This is a genomic window from Brevundimonas sp. DC300-4 (genome assembly GCF_049897365.1).
In the GTDB taxonomy this organism is placed as follows: Bacteria; Pseudomonadota; Alphaproteobacteria; order Caulobacterales; family Caulobacteraceae; genus Brevundimonas.
Map to the genome: position 1 here is coordinate 132,526 of NZ_JAFCWC010000004.1, position 18,634 is coordinate 151,159.

The following is an 18,634-nucleotide window of genomic DNA, read 5'->3' on the forward strand; positions in this document are numbered from 1 at the left end:
CGGGTCTGATGCGCTATCGCACTTGCGCATCAGACCCATACCACCAAGCACGCTATGTCGGCGGGCCCATCAGCAGGGTGGAGCGACGAGGACGATCATCCGGTCCGCCTTACCGCGGCGAACCTGGCGCTTCTGGGTAAGATGGTCCTCATCACGCTTGCAGCGCGTCTTGACGTCAGTGCCCTTGATCAACTTTTTCCAGCCCGGAATCTCTTTCTCCAAGGTCACCGGCCGCACCAATGTCTCCCGGTCGCCAGCCCGGTTTGATCGGATGAACGCCGGCACTGCATTGAACGTCATATCGTCCATCTTCGCGAGTACGGAGACATCCAGATCGACGACCCCCGGCAGACTCGCAAGGTGCTCCACCATTTCGTCGAATGTTCTGCCGGAAGTCCTGCTGCCGGCCACCAAGGCGTACGTTTTTGCCAGGGCGGGACCGAAGTAGATCTCGGGTGGGAACACTTTGTACCGTTTGGCGAGTTCACCCGCCGCGTAAGCGAGGGCAAAGGCATCAGCTATGCGCGAGTTGACTGCGCCAAGCCTGCCGGTTGAAGTCCGCGCTCTGAACTTCGCCATCATCTTATCGATGCGACGAAGCAGCTTCTCCGGGTCGGCCGCTCGATCGTCCACCAGCGCGATGAGGAACTTCCGCATCGCGTGGCCATGGTGGTTTTGGGCGACCCGCTCCAACGCCTTGGCGTAGCCTTCGGCATCATCATACCCTTCGGGCACGAAGTCGAAGATGCGGTGCGGACGCGCGGTGTCGATTGTAAGTGTCATGAGGCGATCAGCAGCCGCTTCTGCCGTCGCGCTGCTCTGTGCAGGAAGCAAGCTCGCAAGCGGCGCATTTGTCGACATTATATAGATAAAGCGATGCGACCGTGGTTTACCCTCCTTGTGCCGGGTCTTTTCGTGCCCCTGAGCCAAGCGGAACGCCAACGCTTTCAACTTGTCCCCGCGCGCTCTAGGGGCCAAATCAGCGTAAAAGAGATTGGCTTCATTGATAAGCATGGGCATGTCGGAGTGCCCAGCCATCGCCGTCTCAAAACCATCGGATGTTGCGTCTGACGAAATCCAGTATTTGCCACCCGAGTCATTCTTGACTGGGCCAGCCATGGAAGCGGCTAGGAATTGGCATGTGGATTTGCCGCACCGGGCTGGTCCGACGATCTCCAAGCCGAAGTTCTCTGATCTGCCCGTTATCTCCAACAGCGGGGAAGCCAGGGCCATAGCGAACAAACTGAGAGGTATCGATTGACCGATCAGCGGCATAAGAAGATCGGACTTCCACGTCTCGAACGATCCGCCCGTCTGGCATTTCGTCGTATCGACGTCGAAAGCTATGGGCGCGTACGATTCGCCTCCTGGTGAGAAGACAGTGCCGTCAATCATCGCGAACGAAGACCCAGCCCAGCCGGGCTGTTCGATGATCATCGCTGGCGGGAAGTCGGAGAGCGCATCAATCCGCTCAAGCGCCCGCTTCCACCCCGGGCCAATCAGTGAGATACCGCACTCGACAAGCCGACGTTTTGCGCCGCGCTCGTCCAGTACAAGCATCGATTGTCGAATCCAGGCCGATTCTGAGGCTTTCCGGAAGTGGATCCACTTCGCGCCGCTGGGTGCTGTCGCCCCCGAGACATCCAGCCCCGCTGAAGCCGTTGCCCGGACGTTCACGGCTGCACCTCATGTGCGACCTGGAAGCGCTGGTTGAGGTCAGTGAGCTGCGCGGTCTCCCCGAATTCCCCGTTTTCGCGCGCTCCATGTTGTTGATGTGCAGCGCCGTCCATAAGACTGCGCACGCTGTGTTGTCCCCACCATTTAGCTAATCGATCATCGAAGGCTTGATCTACGGTAAGGGCCGTCAGGTTAGAGTGGTTCTCGCAGGGGTTCATTCTCAGCTCTCCTCAAATTGGTGGGCGTTTTGTTGGGGTGAAATGACGAAGCCGTCGGGGCCGACACGCAGCTTCATGAGCAAGATCGTGTCGGAGACCGCCCAGCGATCGAGCCAGACGAGGACCTGGCTGTGATAGGGTTCGGGGATGCGGCTGGGGAAAGACTGCCGCTTGACGATGCCGCTGTCGCCTACGGGGCCGATCCAGCGGGAAGGCCAGAAGCTCTTGAAGGGGTATCCGAGGGGATAGGGCAGGTCTCTGAGCGGCTTGCGGCTGACCTGGATCGGCGGCGCACGATTGGGCTTGAAACGATAGGCAGGAAGCGCGCGGAGACGATCAATAACGGCAATCAGATTGGGGGTCGCAAAGCCGTGGACGTGCAGCTTGTAGACGATGGTTTCGGGTTCAAATTCGGCGTGGATTGCTGCGATCAGCCAGCCATCAACATCGTCAGACCCTGCCCGCCGAAGCTGCGAACGAAACCGTTCGAGAAGGTTTGCGGGGTCGACATCATCCAGCATTTCGGGCGTGAATTCCCACCCTTTCGGCATGGCGGTGAAGAACTTCAACTGATCCGGCTGCAGTCCTTCAGCTTCAAACAGTTGCCATAGGTTGCCGATGATCTTGATACGGAGCGTCCGCATATACCGGCTCGACGCCAGGCACTCGTCACACCCGCTAATCGGACCATCGAGACGGTCCGCCAAGTCGATTGCCGTTTTCTGGTCGTAGATGGGGAGTTTGCAAACGGTCCGCAGGCCAGTTGCCCGAAGGGAGTCTTCCTTCCGCGAAAAGCTACGGGTCTCGAAGAGAAGCCTGCCTTCAGGATCGGTAGGGAGCCGGTCGATGCGGTAGCGTGCCGGGGGGACCGGCAGCTGGGAAATATCCAGGCGCGCCATTACCAGACCTCCGGTTCTGGAGTGTCCATCTTCGGGAGGTTCTGGATATACGCGTCCAAGTCGTCGGACCGGACACGGCTTGCTCCGCCGATCTTGCGGAGTGGGATCTTGCGATCCTGGACCAGTTGGTAGAACGTTGAGCGACCGATACGGAGACGGTCGATGGCTTCTCGGATCGTAAGAAGTGACAGTTTATCCGGCAAAGGCCGGTCTTGATCGTAGGCAACCATTTTTGGCGCTCCAGGTTAAATGGAGCGATCTAATAAAGGCATGCAAACGCGCCTGTCGCCTACTGCCTCAAGGTTTTTCCGTCAGGAATTCGCCTTCGCCGACCGTCGGCGATCAACGGCCTTGATGAACTCCTTGTCCATCACCTCTGCAAAGGACTGGAGGCGTTCAAGAGGGACGTCGACACGGACAGTGGTGAAAAGGCTCCTCGGGCCGCGCAGACGCATCAAGGGGAACAGCGTGCGGAAGAAATTTAGAGCTGACATGCCATTTTCCCCCTGCCCGGCATCCCTGTGCGTCGCGTCGGTCCAAGCCTGAATCAGACTATCGACAGCTAAGGATGATCGCTCAGACACGCTTGAGTTTCGGCCAAGCTTTTTGGTCTTTTCAAGCTCGCGCCGCTGCTTCTCGTTGGGCCAGTTGTCCGGCTTATCCCAATCGGGGTTCAGAGTTTTCAAACTATCAAGCAGTGCGAACCTACGGCTCGGATCGACATCCTGCAGCGATTTTGTGAAAACCAAAGCGCCCGCAAGAACCTTCTGAACGTCGTCGGCGCGGTAAAGTGACTCGATCTCGTCGGAACAAATCCATTTCGCAGCAATCATGTCGGTCTCGTTGACGACGAGTTCCAGTTGTTCAGCGGTCAGGTCAAACTTGCCGGCAAGATCATGCCGTTCCGCATCGCTCAAGGTTCCAAATGTACTAGGCTGGATCGCGCCATCGTTCGTCAGCACCCCTAGTGACGTCCTGACAGGAACAGTTTTTCGGGACGACATGGTCTAGACCTACTCTGACGTGGTGACCGGTCAGGCAGCGTCGAGCTATGCCCCATCCGTCGATTGACGATTCATAATCGATGCCGGCGGCGTCGCATATGTGGGAGGGCGTGATCTGCTCCCCCTGAAACTCCTCCAATAACACCTAGAATCCGCCCATGCGGACGAGGAGACGCTGGCCTAGCCCTCCGATAAGCCTCGAGCCTCCAACTCGCGGCGCAGCCCCAAGCACAGTCGATGAAGTGTCTCTGCACCGGCGCTGTCGATGGGCGCTTGCGACCAATCGGCGAGGAGGCTGTCCAGGTCCGAGAAGCGCCAACTGGTCAGGCGCATGTTGAGTAGCGTGCGCTCGATGTCGTCTTTATGGCTCTGCGTGAGCGACATCTGGCCGAGCCGATCCAAGCCTTGGAGGTGAGCCAGAGCTGCTGCTCTAACCTCGTCAGGCGTCGCCAAGCCGCGCCAGTGGCGTTCGAACGGACGCTGCGTGAGATAGGTCAAACCGCAACGCCTTCCCTCCGCGAGGCTGGACAGCAGGAGGGCGTACTTCAGGACCTGACGGAGATCGCTGCTGGATCCCAGCTTGACCTCAATCGCCAGCAAACCGTCCGAGCCGGAAATGAGAACGTCCGGCTGCGCGGCGTTCAGACCCCCGAAAACGCCGCTTGTAGATCGATCGGCCACCGTTGACACCGCGCCGACGTCGAGCCCCCCGCAGCGTTGCGCCAGCTCTCGCCGGAAGGCGCTCGGAGCAAGGTCGAGAAACAGTGTCAGGAGGTGGTTGCCGTGTCCAGTTCCTGATCAATTCAGTCCTTTGCAGGGGCGAACCTCAGCGACACGTCCATACGGGGATAGCCGGGAGAAAATTGATGCCCGCCGTCCCGGGCGATTGACGCGCCGGGTCCGCCGCGTCATACACCCTCATCGCCGCCCGGGAGATCGGGCAGTCAAAAAATACCCGATAATTTGAGGATTGCTTGGATGACCATTTCCCTGAGAGACGCATTCGACGCGCGTATGTCGGATTTCGACACTTATCTCGTATGGAACACCGAGCAGGACTGCGTGCTCCGGGCGCTTGAAAACACGGGCGAGATCGTGGAGCTCGCCTTTGACAAACGGAGGGCGGCAATCGCCATGGCAGCCCTCCGCGCTGTGGTCTCGGAAAGCCAATGCAGTCTCGATGCCTTGCGTGCAGGTGATGGTCTCGAGCTCGACTGGCGCAGCGTCCAGTTCGCGACCGAGGATGTTTTTCATTGGCCGTTCTTTTTCGAAGAAATCCGGGCTTTGCTGGGCTTCGCCGCATTGGGCATTTTCACCCCCTGGGATCGCGCCGGCCGGACCGACCTCTCCCCCTCCCAGATCATGTTGCTCGAGCAGGGAAAGGATGTCGGCCAGTGGGTACGCGACCTGACCGGACGAATTGCACAGTTGCTGCAGCTAGCCCCGGTTCCGGCCGGCCGACAGTATTATCCCTATGGCGATCTCGAAATGGTCGCGACCAAGGCTCTTGCCCGGCTGACCTATGATGAGGGAACACCACTTTCACCGCAGGAGCTGGCGGTCCTGAGTGGGGTTTCTCAAAAGCGCATCCAGAACGCTGCCTATGAGAAAACCGAGACGTCGCCCGTGTTCGACAAGAATGGTGCGATCACACCCGTTTCGGCCCGGGAATGGCTGCAACGCAAGGGCTTCCGCTTCTCGATCTGGCCGGCCATCGCGGCTCTTGCGCCGCTGGGCGACGACTGGGGTCGGGACGTCGAAGTCGACCCCGAGGCGGTGGTCAACGACGACTTAGTCGCCGAACCTGAGGCTGAAGCCGACTATGTCTTCATCCCGGTGGCGGGGGATCAGTCCCGCTTCTGGCCCGAGGTTCGCAGGGCTGACGGCTATCACATCGGGCGTAAGGGCGAGGAGCGGACAGAGCCGGACTATTTCAAGGCGCTGGAGATGCTGTCGCGCCAATCCAGGCCCTACTGGCGGAGGCCGAACAGCGCCGGCAACTGGGGCATCGTCTCCGGCCAAGGCTGGGAAAGGGTCCTGCGTTCTTCGCTCAAGGCCCAGCTGCAGTCTCTCGCCGACTGACGCCCGAACGCTTTTCAATCCCACATATCCAATCCCCGAAATTCAAGGAAAAAGTCTCATGCAGACCTTCATCAATGCTGCCCGCACCGTCGACCTCGCTGCCTACCGGCGCGGTCAGACTCCGGCCGAGTTGACCATCGGCGAACATGGTACCGTCAGCGTCAGCTATGCGCCGTTCGACTTCATCAACCGCTCGGCCGAACTCGTACTCGTCGGCCTCACTCCTGGCCGAACCCAGGCTGCCAATGCCATCGAGGCGCTTCAGCAGGCCTTCGCCGCCGACAAGACCCAGGATGAAGCGCTTAGGATCGCCAAGTCTACCGCCAGCTTTAGTGGCTCGATGCGCAGTTCGCTGGTCGCGATGCTCGACGCGGTCGGCGTACCGGCGAAGTTCGGCCGAACCTCCGCGCAAGAGTTCTTCGCCTCTGGCAGCGATCTGGTCCATTTCACCTCAGCCCTGCGCTACCCGGTGTATCTGGCCAATGGCGACAACTACTCGGGAGCGCCCGATCCGCTGGGCCACCCGGTGCTGCGATCTATGATTGAGAGCCATTTGGCCGAGGAGGCTGCCGCCTTGCCCAAGGCAATCTGGGTCCCGCTCGGGAAAGGCGCTGCGGCCAGCCTGCAACACCTCGTTGGCTGTGGCGTGCTCGACGGACGACGCGTCCTTTCAGGGCTGCCTCATCCGAGTGGCGCGAACGCGGAACGCATCGCCTACTTCCTCGGCCGCAAGTCCTGCGATCAGTTGTCCGTCAAGACCAATGCCGCCCGTATTGATGATGCCCGTGAGCGACTGCGCTTGCAGGTCGAGGCGCTTGCCGCCTGATCTTCTGAACCCACGGGGTCAGGTTTATTGACGTTCTCCCGACCCGCAACCTGGCGGGAGGGGGAGCCTGACGGCTCCCCTCCCGCCCTTTTTTCGAATGCGCAGCCAGTTCCCCCGCAACCTAGCTGAGCATGTCTTTCAGAAGCTGCTCAGCCTCCGCGACATCAGCGACTGTAAAGCGAATGACGGCTTTATCTCGCATGTCAGGCATCTGCTGAATGTTTGAATGGCACCCTGCGCCGCCCGTAGTCGCGGGGTAGAGCTTGGCCGAAGCGACTGATTTGGGAGCGCGCGACTGTGCAATCCAAAGATGTTGAGCGTGGCAATCGAGACCTATTGCGAGCGCGACACTGAAGCGATGATCGTCCTGTTGAAGAGTCTGACGTCTGACTGACGGCTCTCGAAACGCAAGTCTATGAACCGCCTGGCGAGGTCGGTCTGTTCAGCCGTTTCGTCAGCGCCGCCGCAGCGGTTCCCGCTTGAGCGCCGAAGTGGCCAAGAGACTTGGTGACCTTGGTCAGGTTGATTTCGTTGTGAGCTTTGAAGGTCGCCGCGATCGCATCGATCGCGAGGTCTTCACGCTCGTCGATCACGCCGTCCGCTTCGACCACCTCGCGCAAAAATCGCAACAGTTCGGTCTGCATTGCGACACCGTTGCAATCGGGGCTGGAGGCCTGGAACTCAGCGAGTGCCTTCGCAATCACCTTGACGCGCGCTTCGTCGGTGGTGGATGTCAGCAGATCAAGCGCGCGCGCTGTGAAGGTCTCGTCGTAACCCCATTCCGCAACGAAATGGCGCTCGATTGACGCTCGCTCTTCAGCTGCGATCTCGCCATCGATCGATGCGACCCGCAACGCGAGCGCGCCAATCAGGTCGAAGAGTTGCATCCCGAGCAGATCGATCGGCGTGTTGATGAAACGCGGTATCGTATCGACCATAGCGCCCATCTGCTTCCGGACGACCCGGGTGACGCCGTAGTAAGCGCCGCCGCTCGCCGCAGCCGCCGCGATGACCCAACCGATCGGTGTCGCCGCAGCGCCTATGCCTATGATCGACAGCAAACCGCCAGTCGACGCGAACAAACTGCCGGCGATGAGCGGTGATGCCGCGACCGTTGCGCCGGTCGCAGCGACACCGCCGACATCCCAAAGCGCCTGAACACCATTCTTCATCCGCATCGTCGCGTAAGCGTCTTCGCCGATGCGCAGCTTGCGCTTGAACTTCAACGGATCTGAGACGACGCACTCGAGGTCTGCGTTGAATGCCGGCGCGGCATCGTCGCCCAGATCAACTCTCTCGCTCACGCGACGCCAGCGCCGTTGAGTTGGCCTTGCAAGCCTTTCAGCCGCACCAGCATACCGCCATCGGTAAGGTCATCGAGCGCACCGAGCCCGATGCCGATGATGAGGAGCAGGGGGGTCAAGAACGGCGTCAACAAGGGTCCAACCACTGGGATTGCGCCGATCAGAAACGAGAGTACGAGCGCTGCTGCGACACCAAAGGCGACACCGGGGTACGCCCTTGCGAATTCGAGAACGAAAGCGACGATGCGAGCGCCGAGATCGACCAGCTTGCCGCCGATTTCGATGGTCGTATCGAGTAGGGAAGCCAGAAGCGCCTTCAGGTCGGCCGAGATCGCCAGTCCCTCGATGCGCCGGTTTATCATCGCGCGATCGATCCGAAACGCGCTTTCGCCGCTGTCCGTCACAGGTGCCCCCTTTGCAAGCCTACCTGTCCAGCTATCGCGATCTGCTCACCGCGACAACCGATGTGCGCCTCATGCAGGGCGGGGCCCACCAGCCCGCTCGTGACCTGCCCCCTTCCTGATCCCTCGGTTTGAGTGAGAGTCCGTCAACCTCAAGGAGACGGACATGAAGAAGAGCAGGTTCCGATCGGCCGGTGGCGGCACGATTACAACCACGTCCGGCCGCACTCCGCCCATGGTGGCCTCGCGCCGGAGACCGTGCGGCTGAACCACGCGGCCGGTCGGCTGCGCGACGTGAATAGCTGCGCCGCCCGGCCGCTCCCACCGGAGCCCCAGATCAGCTATGAAGCCTGCGGACTCCCATTATGACCGCGGGACCAGAGGGGGGCAGGTCAAGGCCTCGCCCCACCGGTGTCGCTGGGACTAGCAGCGATCAGAGAAGCGGTCGTGAGCGTCGATCCTGCGGGTCAGAAGATCGATCTCTCGCTGATAAATTTCGGACTTTAAAAACGTCAATTCACCCTGGACCGATGCCTCGTCGACATCGACATACCACGCGCGGGGGCTGGTCCCGGCCTCGCCATTCCAGCGATAGCCGCGCGCCTTGAGCAGATCCTTCAGATCGAAGGGACTGTTCTCAGCCCAGATGCGCCAAGTGGGAGCCCGCGCCCGATCGAGCAACTCCGCCATTGCAGGTCGCCCGCCCCTCCGTAGGGGGCGCGCCAAGAGTTCGATCGCGGCGAAGCAGTCATTCACCGCCCGGTGTCGGTCGTAGAAGAACCCGCACGCTTGGGCGAGATAGCCAAGCTTCGTCCCCTCGTGACCATCTCGCGCCCAGTCGATCTGTGACATCGAACAAGCCCAGGCCTTGGTGGTGAAAACCGCGTCCAACCGCTCAAGGAAGCGACGATCAAACGCGGCATTGTGAGCGACCACAAGGACGGCAGGAGCAGCGACCTCCACGACCGCAACTGGATCGATACGATGGCCTGAGACCATCTCGTTGGTGATGCCAGTGAGGGCCTGTATCTCGCCTGTTATCGGTAGGCTCGGCTCGTTGAACGCCTGGAATGGCTCCCCGCATCCCATGACGTGGCCATCGGGTCCATACCAGAACGGGACCATCGCCAACTCAATGATCTCATCCTGACGAGCATCCAGGCCGGTCGTCTCAACATCCACGTAGAGTGCCATCCGGGCACTGGACATTACGCCCGACGCGGGCCCGCGTGGCACTAGCCGTCTCAGCACCCGATAGTCATTGGTTGCCTCCAGTTCCGCTGCCATGGCCTCGTATTGGGGCTCCATAAGCTCTCCTAGGCGGGCCGTGAAACCGAGCTTTAGCGGATCGGCCCGACGTCCAATTCTGTTTGGGGAAGTTAAGGGCTAGGCTTTGACAGAGCGAACGAATTATCAAAGCTGGTCTGTAACTGCTGCGAGAGTTTGAGGGGCGAGTATGACTAGCAAGTTCGAATTTCTGCAGCGGCCTGAGCCGGCGAGGATGCCACGATGAGCCTGGGATCCGAACCCGCGGTGATAGCTATCGACCGGCTTGAGACCGGAGCCTTCACGCTGCGGGACGCGTTCGGAGGCGAGAGCCTGACGCCAGGCCAGGAAGAGCTCATCGCTGAACTTGGCCGCTTTCTGACGGACAGCTCAGCAAACGTCTTTCTGCTGAAGGGCTATGCGGGCACAGGCAAGACATTCGTCACCCGAGGATTGGGACGGTATCTAGAGGCTCAGGGCCGTGCGTTTTGTCTAGCAGCGCCGACAGGACGGGCGGCCAAGGTCATCGCCGCGAAAAGCGGATTTTACGCGGAGACCCTTCACAAAAAGATCTATGACTACACGAAGGTTTCCGAATACTCAGACAGCGGTGTGGCCGGGTCCGAGACCTTCAAAGCCTATATGGAGATCAAAAAGAATGATCTTCCCGCCAACGCCGTCTTCATAGTGGACGAGGCGTCCCTGGTGTCCGACGTCTATCAGGAGGGAGAGTTCTTCAGAGCTGGGTCAGGCTATCTGCTGAAGGATTTTCTGACCCATGTCGGTTTGGATCACAATGACCACGACAAGAAGGTCATTTTCATCGGCGATACCGCACAGTTGCCGCCGGTTGGCATGGCCTTTTCGCCGGCGCTCGATAAGGACTATTTGCGAAAGACCTACGGCATCGCCATCCAAGGCTATGAGCTAAGGGACGTGGTGCGCCAGAAGGCCGACAGCGCCGTTATGCGCAATGTCCATCCTTTACGCGAAGCGCTTGAGCTCAGGACCTTCAACAAGATCGGCTTCGATTTTGACGGGGCTGAAGTTTCCAGGCTCGCACCTGATGAACTCATGCCCGCCTACTTCCAGTCCTGCGACTATGCGGTCAATGCAAAGTCGATAATCATCTCACGATCGAACGCCGAGGCCGCAGATTTCAATCGCGCGGCGCGCCAGACCTTCTTCCCGGGATCGGAGACGGTCACCGCCGGCGACAAGCTAATGGTCGTCAAAAATACCCTCATCGAGGGCCGGTACATTTCGAACGGCGATTTTATCTGGGTGAAAGAGGCCGACCCGACGGTTGAGACCAGAGAGATCGCTCTAAAGCGTAAGCACCCGGACACGCAGGAGGTCGAGACCGCCACGGTCGCGCTCGCCTTTCGCGAGGTAGTCGCCGGATTGAGGGATCAGTCGGGGCAACCCTTCTTCTTCCGAACAAAGATCCTTGAGAACCTTCTGTACGACAACAGTCCGGGGCTCGGCTCCGACGAGCAGAAGGCGCTGTATGTCGATTTTCGCACAAGGAAGCGCAACCTCACGCCGGGCGGCCCCGCCTTCAAGTTGGAGATTCAGACCGATCCCTATTTCAACGCGCTGCAGGTCAAGTTCGGCTACGCCTTAACCTGTCACAAGGCGCAAGGCAGCGAGTGGGAGCACGTCTTTGTCAGTTGCCCCACAACGCAAAACCCGTTGTCCGCAGACGCTTTCCGCTGGCTCTACACTGCAATGACGCGGACGAGTGACCGGCTTTATCTGGTTAATCCGCCGCACAGGACCATCGGCGGGGACATGGGGCTGGCCGGCGCCAGTCTCACGCTGCAGGCCGCCCGGACCGAAGCTTCGGTAGCGACGGATAAGGTTGTTGTACCAGCGGCGTCGAACGCCGCGACGTTCGGATTGTCCGAGCAGGACGGCGTCATGTTCGCCCTTCTGGGTCAGGTGCAGGCTTTGCTGGAGAAGGCGGGGATCGAGATCGAGTCGATCGTCCATAACCAGTACCAGGAAGCGTATTTCTTCCGTCGCGGCGAAGAGACTGCACGTCTTAACATCGCCTATAACGCAAGGGGCAGGGTCAAGGGGGTGGCGGCCGTTCAGAAGAATCCGTTGAGCGAGGATCTGGCGCGACGGCTCGGCAGTCTGACGGATGGGCCGCTGCCGACGCGGACCGGCGCTTTGGAGGCCGTCGGGCCAGGCAACCTCAGCCGACCCTTCTTGCAAGAGTACCATGACCGGCTCGAGCCCATGTTGCGAGACCGCCGTATCAGGATTGCGAGCCTGGTCGAGCGCGCCTGGTGCGTGCGCTATGCCTTCGAGCGCGACGGCGAGGTAGCGACGATCGACATTTGGTACAACGGCAGAAGCATGCTCACCACGTGCCAACCGGTGGACAACGCCTGCAACGTCGGCCCATTGCTCCCTGAGGTGGTGGCTCTGCTGACGAGCGGATTGAAGGCGTGATCTCGTCAAAGGACGTCTTCCAGAAACGCAAAGCCGGAGAACTCCACGTGGCCTATGCCATGGGCCTAGAGCGTATGGCTGCGGCGGACCGGGACGCGTGGGACGTTCGCGCCTTTGGCTGGGTGCTCGTGGACCTAGTCAAGAAACTGTCAACGGACCCTGGGCCCGAACTAAACCGATATGCGGGCGAGCTCCGCCAACTGGATGTGCCGCCTGACGACGACCTGCTGATGAAGCAACGCGGTTACGCGTTAAGCCTGCTTCAAGAGGGGGCGAAAGACCTCCAAAAGGCCCGGGCTTTGAGCCGGGAAGGCGAGCATCGTCAGGCCGTGAGAATTTATGTCGAAGTCTTCGAGCGCGGCGCGCTCGACCCCTCCAACCATGGCGCGTTCGGGTGGGATCTTTTTAAGGCGACGCGTCAACTCAAGCAGCAGGGGGCGCAAGATCAATGGAATGCGGCCGTTGTCGGAGAAGCGAGGCGTTACCTCAGCACCTATATGAAGCTCGATGTCGACCGGCCCTCCATGCTGCATAGTTGCATTTTGCAGCAAGCGCTTGCGCTCGCCTCAGGTGGTCACCTCAAAATCATGGTGTTCGCCCGGATGTGGGGTCTGGAGAATCTGCGCCAAGAGGATTTCGAGCGCTATATAGCAGAGGATGGGAAGTCGCGCCCGGCCCTGGCGGAGACGGTCTTGCAGCAGGCGTCCAAGGAAGCGGCTGCGTCAGGTCAGACAGGCGATCTCGACTACATCCACCCGTTCGTCGATCAGGCGATTGGACGCTTCCCAGACAATGTCTGGCTCAAGTTAAACAAGGTCAAGATCCTGCGCGCGCTAGGGAATCATGAGGATGCACGGACCTTAGCATTGGAATTTGCCCGGACGAAGTCAGGCGAATACTGGGCATGGGAACTATTGGGCGATCTGGTCATGGAGGCCGAGCAGCGCGTAAGTTGTTATTGCAAGGCGCTGATCTGCTCACAAGACGATGCGTTCGTTAGTGGGGTACGTTTGAAGTTGGCGCGAGTTCTAGTCGATCTTGAACATTTCACCGAGGCCAAGGGCGAGGTGATGCGGGTCATCGACCACAAGATGCGTGCGGGCCACAGGATTCCGGCCGAGGCGCGGGAACTATCGCAGTCACCTTGGTACGCTGAGGCTTCTTTCGCGGAGCCCCACGTAGCTTTCTACGCACGCTTTGCATCCCAAGCCGACGAACTGCTCTTCAGCGCCCTGCCATGGATTGAGGCCTGCTTAGGTGAGCGCTTCACGATCGAAGGGCAGGAGACCAAGCCGCGCCGCAAGCTCTACCTTCGCTCGGTACCATTCCCAACTGAAGTCAGCGTTCTCGAAAGTAAGTTGCGCCTCAAAGCCATGGTGGTCGGCCAAGCTATCAAGGTGAGGGCGAACCATGATTCCGATAGCGGACGCTTTCTGCTCCACGCGGTGTCGCTTCGGGATGACAGCGTGGATTTTGACGTCTTTTCAGATACGATCGGCGTGATCGACCAGGTCAACTCCGCTAAGGGAGTTCTGCACTGGATGGCCGGTGTGGACGCCCACGGCGTCTATCATTTGGCGGATTACGCGGGGACCGCCGTTTTGGGCGGTGGCGTAACTTTGAGGCTCGCCCAATGCCGCTCCGCGAAACGCGGTGCGTTCGTGCGAGCCGTGACGGCCGCTCCCTCGGTGCAAGCGCCCGGGGCCACTATCTATCGTGCATTCAAGGAAACGGTGCGCGTGGAAAAGGAAATGGGGTTTACCGAAAGTGGAATTTTTATCCCGCCTGATCTCGTGACAGCTCATAATTTGAATGACGATGATGTCGTTTCAGGTGCCGCTGTCTTGAGCCTCAACAAGAAGCGTCAGAGTTGGGGTTGGCGCTCGATTCTCATCGATTAGTCGTTCCTGCCAGACGATGATCCTACGGGAGGCAGTAGCTGCCCCACGTCTCCATCAAGACGCGCCGTTTGGCGAGAGCGTCGCCCCGGCGATATGCCAACTCTGCCGAATTTCCCACGGTATGAGCCAGAGCCGCCTCTGCAACTTCACGCGGCGTGTCGGTCATCTCGCCCGCCCAGTCACGAAAGCTGCTCCGAAAACCATGAACCGTGACCGCGACGTCCATACGCCGGAGGATCATGTCCATAGTCATGTTGGACAGGGGCTTTCCCCGCCTGCCAGGGAAGACTGGGCCGGTAGCTGACGGCCCTGCACGAACTGCCCCGAGGATAGCGAGTGCGGATCCGCACAGGGGCACGCGGTGTTCTTTTGCAGCCTTCATACGACTGGCGGGAATCGTCCAGACTTGGGTAGAGAGGTCGATCTCTTCCCAGTTCGCCTTTAGCGTCTCACTGGTCCGTGCGGCTGTGAGAATCGTGAACTCTAAGGCTCTAGCAGCCATCGACTCGTTATCTCGGATCTTGGCCAAAAATGACGGCACATCGGCAAACGGCATAGCCTCGTGGTGACCTCTGCTGAGACGTTGGCGGGCTGGAAGAATGTGCTCAAGGTGCCCGGTCCATGCCGCCGGATTCTCCCCGGACCGGTGACCGCTCACTTTCGCGATATTGAGCACCGTTTCGATATACCCGCGCAGGACACCAGCGCTGGACGGATGGCTTTCCCAAAGGGATCGAAGGACAGCGAGCACATCGTCTGTTTGGATCCGATCAACTCGCAACTCCCGCAAGGCATGTGCGTAACCGCCATCTCCTATCGCGCGCTTCCATCGAGCGATCGACTTGTCCGATCGAACCGTTCCTTTTCGATCCTCGATGAATGTATCGGCGAGCACGCCAAAGGTAGGCGTCTCACGTCGGGCTCGCCGGTTGGCAACGGGATCGATCCCGTCCGCGAGGCTTTCTCTGACGGCCTGTGCCCGCTCCCTCGCGCGGGCCAAGCCGACGGCTGGTGGGGCACCTAGGCCCATCTCGCGCCGCTTTCCTTCAAGACTAAAAATATAGACCCATGATCTCGCATTCACGCTCTGAACGCGCAGATAGAGACCTGCTCCATCCGCATAAATCCCCGGCTTTCTTTGGCTGGTGACCGCCTTGGCGGACAGCCGGTGCATCGTACGTGTCAAGCGAACCTCACGACCCCGTTCATAACTCCGTTCATAAGAAAAACGCTGGATTGTAGCGTACATCCACGAACGAAGTCAGCTTATCACGGAATTGTAAGCTTCTGAAATTTAATGATATTTGGACAGCCGCGCACGTTCACAGACGTCGGCGAACATGGCTCACGCTCATGTCGGGTGCGCCACTCCTCCAATCATCGTTGATAACGCTTCGGAAATACCGTCTGGGGGACCGTCTTCCGACGATTGCTACACATCTCTGCTACACAATCTTCCCCACGATCAGGGCTTAACGTCCTTTGATCATTCAGGAAAACGGGCGACCGGCTGCTACACAAAGCAGCTACATAATGTTCGGACGCATTTCGTTTGGCGCGGCGGTCGCATTCACTACCGGCGGCGGGTTCCTGACGCGCTTCGGGGGATCGTGGGCAAACGGGAAATTTGGAGATCGTTGGGGACGGACAGCCCAACGGTGGCCAAGCGTCGCGTCCTACGAGTTGCCGCCGAGGTCGAGCATGAATTTGAGGTGGCAAGGCTTCGCGGCGGTCTGACCATCGACCCGATGATGCTGAATGGTTTTGCCGCGCGTAGATCGACTGCCGAGGAGGTGCCCCCAAGCCCTACCCTCTCTTCCGCGCCGCCGTATCGGGTTAAGCGCACCTGCAACCGGGTGTGATCTGACTCCTCGCCCTCGTGCGACTATCTCACGGGCGGACTCAGAGGGATTCCCATGTTGAACCGCCAGGCCTATCCCTCTTCACGTAGATTGTTTCTGGCTATGGCGGCGGCGGGATTGGGAATGTTCGCGAGTAATGTCGTCGCCGCGCCGCGGATCACGTCGCGGAAGTTGGAGGCCGACCGCGACCGGGTCGATGCCCTGATCGCGGGAATGACGATCCAGGAGAAGGCGGGTCAGCTGAACCTGCTGGGCGATCCGTTCCGCTTCCGGCCGATGAACGTGAACCCGCTGGACGGTCAGGGCGACCCGGCGCGGGTGACCCGGATGATCCGCGAGGGCCTCGTCGGCAATCTGTTCAACGGCGTGGGCGCTGAGGCCGGCCGTCGCATTCAGACCATCGCGGTCGAGGAGAGCCGGCTGGGCATTCCCCTGCTGTTCGCCGCCGACATCATTCATGGGCTGAAGACCGTCTTCCCGGTTCCGCTGGCCGAGGCGGCGGCCTTCGACGCCGACCTCGCCCGACGCACCGCCCGGGCGGCGGCGGTGGAGGGGGCGGCCTCCGGCATCCACCAGACCTACGCCCCCATGGTCGATGTGGCGCGGGACCAGCGCTGGGGTCGCGGTGTCGAGGGGGCGGGCGAGGATGTCTGGCTGAACGAGGTGCTGGCCGTGGCGCGCGTGCGCGGCTTCCAGGGCGAGAAGGGGCTCGCGGACCGCGACGCCCTGCTGGCCACGCCCAAGCACTTCGCCGCCTATTCCGCCGCCATCGCCGGCATGGACTACAACACCACCGACATGTCGGAGGCCACGCTGCGGGGAACCTTCCTGCCGCCGTTCAGGGCTGCGTTCGGCGCCGGCGCCCTGTCGGTCATGACCGCCTTCAATGACCTCAACGGCGTGCCAGCCTCCGGCAATCCCTACCTGCTGACGGAGATCCTGCGCGAGGAGTGGGGCTTCACCGGCTTCGTCGTCTCCGACTACACGGCGGAGCAGGAACTCATCGCCCACGGCTTCGCCGCCGACGGTCGCGACGCGGCCCGCATCGCCCTGCTGGCCGGCATGGACATGTCGATGGTCTCGGGCCTGTTCCTCGAGCACATCCCCGATCTGGTGGAGACGGGCGACGTGCCTCTCGCCCGCGTCGATCAGGCGGTGCGTCGCGTCTTGATGACCAAGGCGGCGCTCGGCCTGTTCGACGATCCCTATCGCGGCTGCGATCCGGAGCGGGAGCGGCGGGTCGTCGGCTCGCGCGAGCATCGCGATCTGGCCCGCGAGGCCGGGGTGAAGTCCATCGTCCTGCTGAAGAACGAGGGCGGCCTCCTGCCGCTGAAACCCTCTGGCCAGAAGATCGCCCTGATCGGCCCCTTCGGCGCCGACGTCGACAATGTCTTCGGCCCCTGGACCATCTGGGGCGACGAGACGCGCCGCATCTCTCTGGAGGCCGGCTTTCGCGCCGCCATGGACGACGAGGCCGACCTCGCCGTGGTCATGGGCTCCGACGTCGAGACGGCCCTGCCTGGCGGCATCGCGGCTGCGGTGCTGGCGGCGAGCCAGGCGGACGTGGTCGTTCTGGCCATCGGGGAGAGCGCGCGCATGTCGGGAGAGGCCCAATCCCGCACCGAGATCGACATCCCGGCGCCCCAGCGCGCCCTGGCCGAGGCCGTCTCCGCGACCGGCAAGCCCGTCGTCGTCCTGCTGAGAAATGGCCGCGCCATGGAGCTGTCCGGCCCCATCAAGGACGCCGGCGCCATCGTCGTCACCTGGTTCCTGGGCGGAGAGATGGGTCACGCCGTCGCCGACATCGTCTTTGGCCTGGTCTCGCCGTCCGGACGCCTGCCGGTCAGCTTCCCGCACCGCTCGGGCCAGCAACCCTACAGCTACGATCACAAGATCACCGGCCGCCCGGCCAACAACGCCTTGGCGTCGCAGGAGTATGTGGCCCGCTATCGCGAGACGACCAATACCGCCCTCTATCCGTTCGGCCACGGCCTGACCTATGGCGCGGTGACCTACGGAGCGGTCACGCCCGCAGCGGCGACGCTGGCGTGGGATGGCGAAGTCGAGGTTTCGGTGGACATCACCAACGCCGGTGACCACGCGGTCGAGGAGACGGTCCAGCTCTACATCCGCGACCGCGTCGCCGACCTGACCCAGCCCGGCCGCCGCCTGCGCGACTTCAGAAAGGTCGAGTTGGCGGCCGGACAGACCAGGGCCGTGACTTTCACCCTGCGCCGCGAACGTCTGGAGTACGTCGGCGCCGATGGTCGCCCGAAGGTCCAGCCCGGCGCCTTCGACATCTGGCTGACGTCGTCGGCCCAGGCGGGCGACCTGGCGACACTCAACCTGACGCCGTCCTAGTCGAGCCCGTCCTCGGTCACGACGAAGGCGCGGCCTTCGGCGCGGGCGGCGGCGGCGAGTTGGTTCTGCACCAGATGCCAGCGGCGCAGGCGCTCGAAATCGATCGTGTGTTCCGGCGCCGCGTCGAGCCAGTCGGAGAAGACCCGGCGGGCCTGACGGTATTGCGGAGCCGTCGGATCCGGCACGGGCGGAACCGTGGGAAGGCGACTGGCGACGTCCGGCGGGATGGGAAAGTCGCCGGAACTCGTGGAGAGGATCATCGGGCGCGGCTCGTGGGGGAGGAGAAGAATTCCCCATTTAACCTCGCCATGGGGCCGGGCGCCACCTTTCGGCGCAAACGACGTTCCGGCAATTGCGCCGCCCTGATATG

The 18,634-nt window shown here is 61.2% G+C and carries 18 protein-coding genes; 7 read left to right on the top strand and 11 right to left on the bottom strand.

Features of this window, described 5'->3' with window-relative positions:
- Window positions 1-69: 69 nt before the first annotated feature.
- From ACP7AZ_RS08495 to ACP7AZ_RS08520, 6 genes are all read right to left on the bottom strand, one after another.
- Window positions 70-1,677 carry a DUF927 domain-containing protein gene (locus tag ACP7AZ_RS08495; RefSeq protein ID WP_426037984.1) on the bottom strand — a complete coding sequence of 536 codons (1,608 nt, stop codon included), beginning with the start codon at window positions 1,675-1,677 and terminating at the stop codon, window positions 70-72.
- Window positions 1,674-1,895, bottom strand: a complete 222-nt coding sequence (locus ACP7AZ_RS08500; RefSeq protein ID WP_426037986.1) for a hypothetical protein — start codon at window positions 1,893-1,895, stop codon at window positions 1,674-1,676. The genes ACP7AZ_RS08495 and ACP7AZ_RS08500 overlap by 4 nt, the downstream gene beginning before the upstream one ends.
- A 2-nt stretch (window positions 1,896-1,897) precedes the next feature.
- On the bottom strand, window positions 1,898-2,794 hold the full coding sequence (locus tag ACP7AZ_RS08505) for a hypothetical protein (RefSeq protein ID WP_426037988.1): 897 nt from the start codon (window positions 2,792-2,794) through the stop codon (window positions 1,898-1,900).
- Window positions 2,794-3,024, bottom strand: coding sequence for a helix-turn-helix domain-containing protein (locus ACP7AZ_RS08510; RefSeq protein ID WP_426037990.1), 231 nt, complete (start codon window positions 3,022-3,024; stop codon window positions 2,794-2,796). The genes ACP7AZ_RS08505 and ACP7AZ_RS08510 overlap by 1 nt, the downstream gene beginning before the upstream one ends.
- A gap of 81 nt (window positions 3,025-3,105) precedes the next feature.
- Window positions 3,106-3,756, bottom strand: coding sequence for a hypothetical protein (locus ACP7AZ_RS08515; RefSeq protein WP_426037992.1), 651 nt, complete (start codon window positions 3,754-3,756; stop codon window positions 3,106-3,108).
- A 222-nt stretch (window positions 3,757-3,978) separates the two neighbouring features.
- Window positions 3,979-4,479 carry a hypothetical protein gene (locus tag ACP7AZ_RS08520; protein WP_426037994.1) on the bottom strand — a complete coding sequence of 167 codons (501 nt, stop codon included), beginning with the start codon at window positions 4,477-4,479 and terminating at the stop codon, window positions 3,979-3,981.
- 297 nt (window positions 4,480-4,776) lie between these two features.
- Between ACP7AZ_RS08520 and ACP7AZ_RS08525 the strand changes: the two genes are divergently transcribed.
- Both ACP7AZ_RS08525 and ACP7AZ_RS08530 read left to right on the top strand, forming a co-directional pair.
- Window positions 4,777-5,880 carry a hypothetical protein gene (locus ACP7AZ_RS08525; RefSeq protein WP_426037996.1) on the top strand — a complete coding sequence of 368 codons (1,104 nt, stop codon included), beginning with the start codon at window positions 4,777-4,779 and terminating at the stop codon, window positions 5,878-5,880.
- A gap of 58 nt (window positions 5,881-5,938) precedes the next feature.
- Window positions 5,939-6,706: a hypothetical protein gene (locus tag ACP7AZ_RS08530; RefSeq protein WP_426037998.1), complete on the top strand. Its 768-nt coding sequence runs from the start codon at window positions 5,939-5,941 to the stop codon at window positions 6,704-6,706.
- A gap of 413 nt (window positions 6,707-7,119) precedes the next feature.
- Here ACP7AZ_RS08530 and ACP7AZ_RS08535 read toward each other — a convergent pair whose 3' ends face one another.
- Both ACP7AZ_RS08535 and ACP7AZ_RS08540 read right to left on the bottom strand, forming a co-directional pair.
- The gene (locus ACP7AZ_RS08535) at window positions 7,120-8,010 is read right to left on the bottom strand and encodes a TerB family tellurite resistance protein (protein WP_426038000.1); all 891 of its coding nucleotides are present in this window, start codon (window positions 8,008-8,010) and stop codon (window positions 7,120-7,122) included.
- Window positions 8,007-8,414: a hypothetical protein gene (locus ACP7AZ_RS08540; protein WP_426038002.1), complete on the bottom strand. Its 408-nt coding sequence runs from the start codon at window positions 8,412-8,414 to the stop codon at window positions 8,007-8,009. Before ACP7AZ_RS08540 ends, ACP7AZ_RS08535 begins: the two co-directional genes overlap by 4 nt.
- Before the next feature lie 132 nt (window positions 8,415-8,546).
- On the opposite strand from ACP7AZ_RS08540, the gene ACP7AZ_RS08545 reads away from it, so the two are divergent.
- Window positions 8,547-8,780 carry an integrase core domain-containing protein gene (locus ACP7AZ_RS08545; protein WP_426038004.1) on the top strand — a complete coding sequence of 78 codons (234 nt, stop codon included), beginning with the start codon at window positions 8,547-8,549 and terminating at the stop codon, window positions 8,778-8,780.
- Window positions 8,781-8,834: 54 nt separating this feature from the next.
- Here ACP7AZ_RS08545 and ACP7AZ_RS08550 read toward each other — a convergent pair whose 3' ends face one another.
- Window positions 8,835-9,719, bottom strand: a complete 885-nt coding sequence (locus ACP7AZ_RS08550; protein WP_426038006.1) for a 3'-5' exonuclease — start codon at window positions 9,717-9,719, stop codon at window positions 8,835-8,837.
- A 201-nt stretch (window positions 9,720-9,920) separates the two neighbouring features.
- Here ACP7AZ_RS08550 and ACP7AZ_RS08555 point away from each other — a divergent pair, with 201 nt between their 5' ends.
- Both ACP7AZ_RS08555 and ACP7AZ_RS08560 read left to right on the top strand, forming a co-directional pair.
- Complete coding sequence (locus ACP7AZ_RS08555) at window positions 9,921-12,140, top strand: ATP-dependent DNA helicase (protein ID WP_426038008.1); 2,220 nt, start codon at window positions 9,921-9,923, stop codon at window positions 12,138-12,140.
- Window positions 12,141-12,187: 47 nt separating this feature from the next.
- A complete protein-coding gene (locus ACP7AZ_RS08560; RefSeq protein ID WP_426038010.1) occupies window positions 12,188-14,041 on the top strand; it encodes a tetratricopeptide repeat protein in 1,854 nt (617 codons plus the stop codon).
- Window positions 14,042-14,063: 22 nt separating this feature from the next.
- Here ACP7AZ_RS08560 and ACP7AZ_RS08565 read toward each other — a convergent pair whose 3' ends face one another.
- Window positions 14,064-15,215 carry a tyrosine-type recombinase/integrase gene (locus ACP7AZ_RS08565; protein ID WP_426038012.1) on the bottom strand — a complete coding sequence of 384 codons (1,152 nt, stop codon included), beginning with the start codon at window positions 15,213-15,215 and terminating at the stop codon, window positions 14,064-14,066.
- Between the two features lie 166 nt (window positions 15,216-15,381).
- Here ACP7AZ_RS08565 and ACP7AZ_RS08570 point away from each other — a divergent pair, with 166 nt between their 5' ends.
- Both ACP7AZ_RS08570 and ACP7AZ_RS08575 read left to right on the top strand, forming a co-directional pair.
- A complete protein-coding gene (locus ACP7AZ_RS08570; RefSeq protein WP_426038014.1) occupies window positions 15,382-15,903 on the top strand; it encodes a DUF6538 domain-containing protein in 522 nt (173 codons plus the stop codon).
- A gap of 123 nt (window positions 15,904-16,026) precedes the next feature.
- Window positions 16,027-18,264 (top strand): glycoside hydrolase family 3 N-terminal domain-containing protein, encoded by a 2,238-nt coding sequence (locus tag ACP7AZ_RS08575; RefSeq protein ID WP_426038016.1) that lies wholly within the window; start codon window positions 16,027-16,029, stop codon window positions 18,262-18,264.
- Here the strand turns inward: ACP7AZ_RS08575 and ACP7AZ_RS08580 are convergent.
- Window positions 18,261-18,524, bottom strand: a complete 264-nt coding sequence (locus ACP7AZ_RS08580; protein ID WP_426038018.1) for a hypothetical protein — start codon at window positions 18,522-18,524, stop codon at window positions 18,261-18,263. The two genes, ACP7AZ_RS08575 and ACP7AZ_RS08580, sit on opposite strands and share 4 nt — an antisense overlap.
- Window positions 18,525-18,634: the final 110 nt, after the last annotated feature.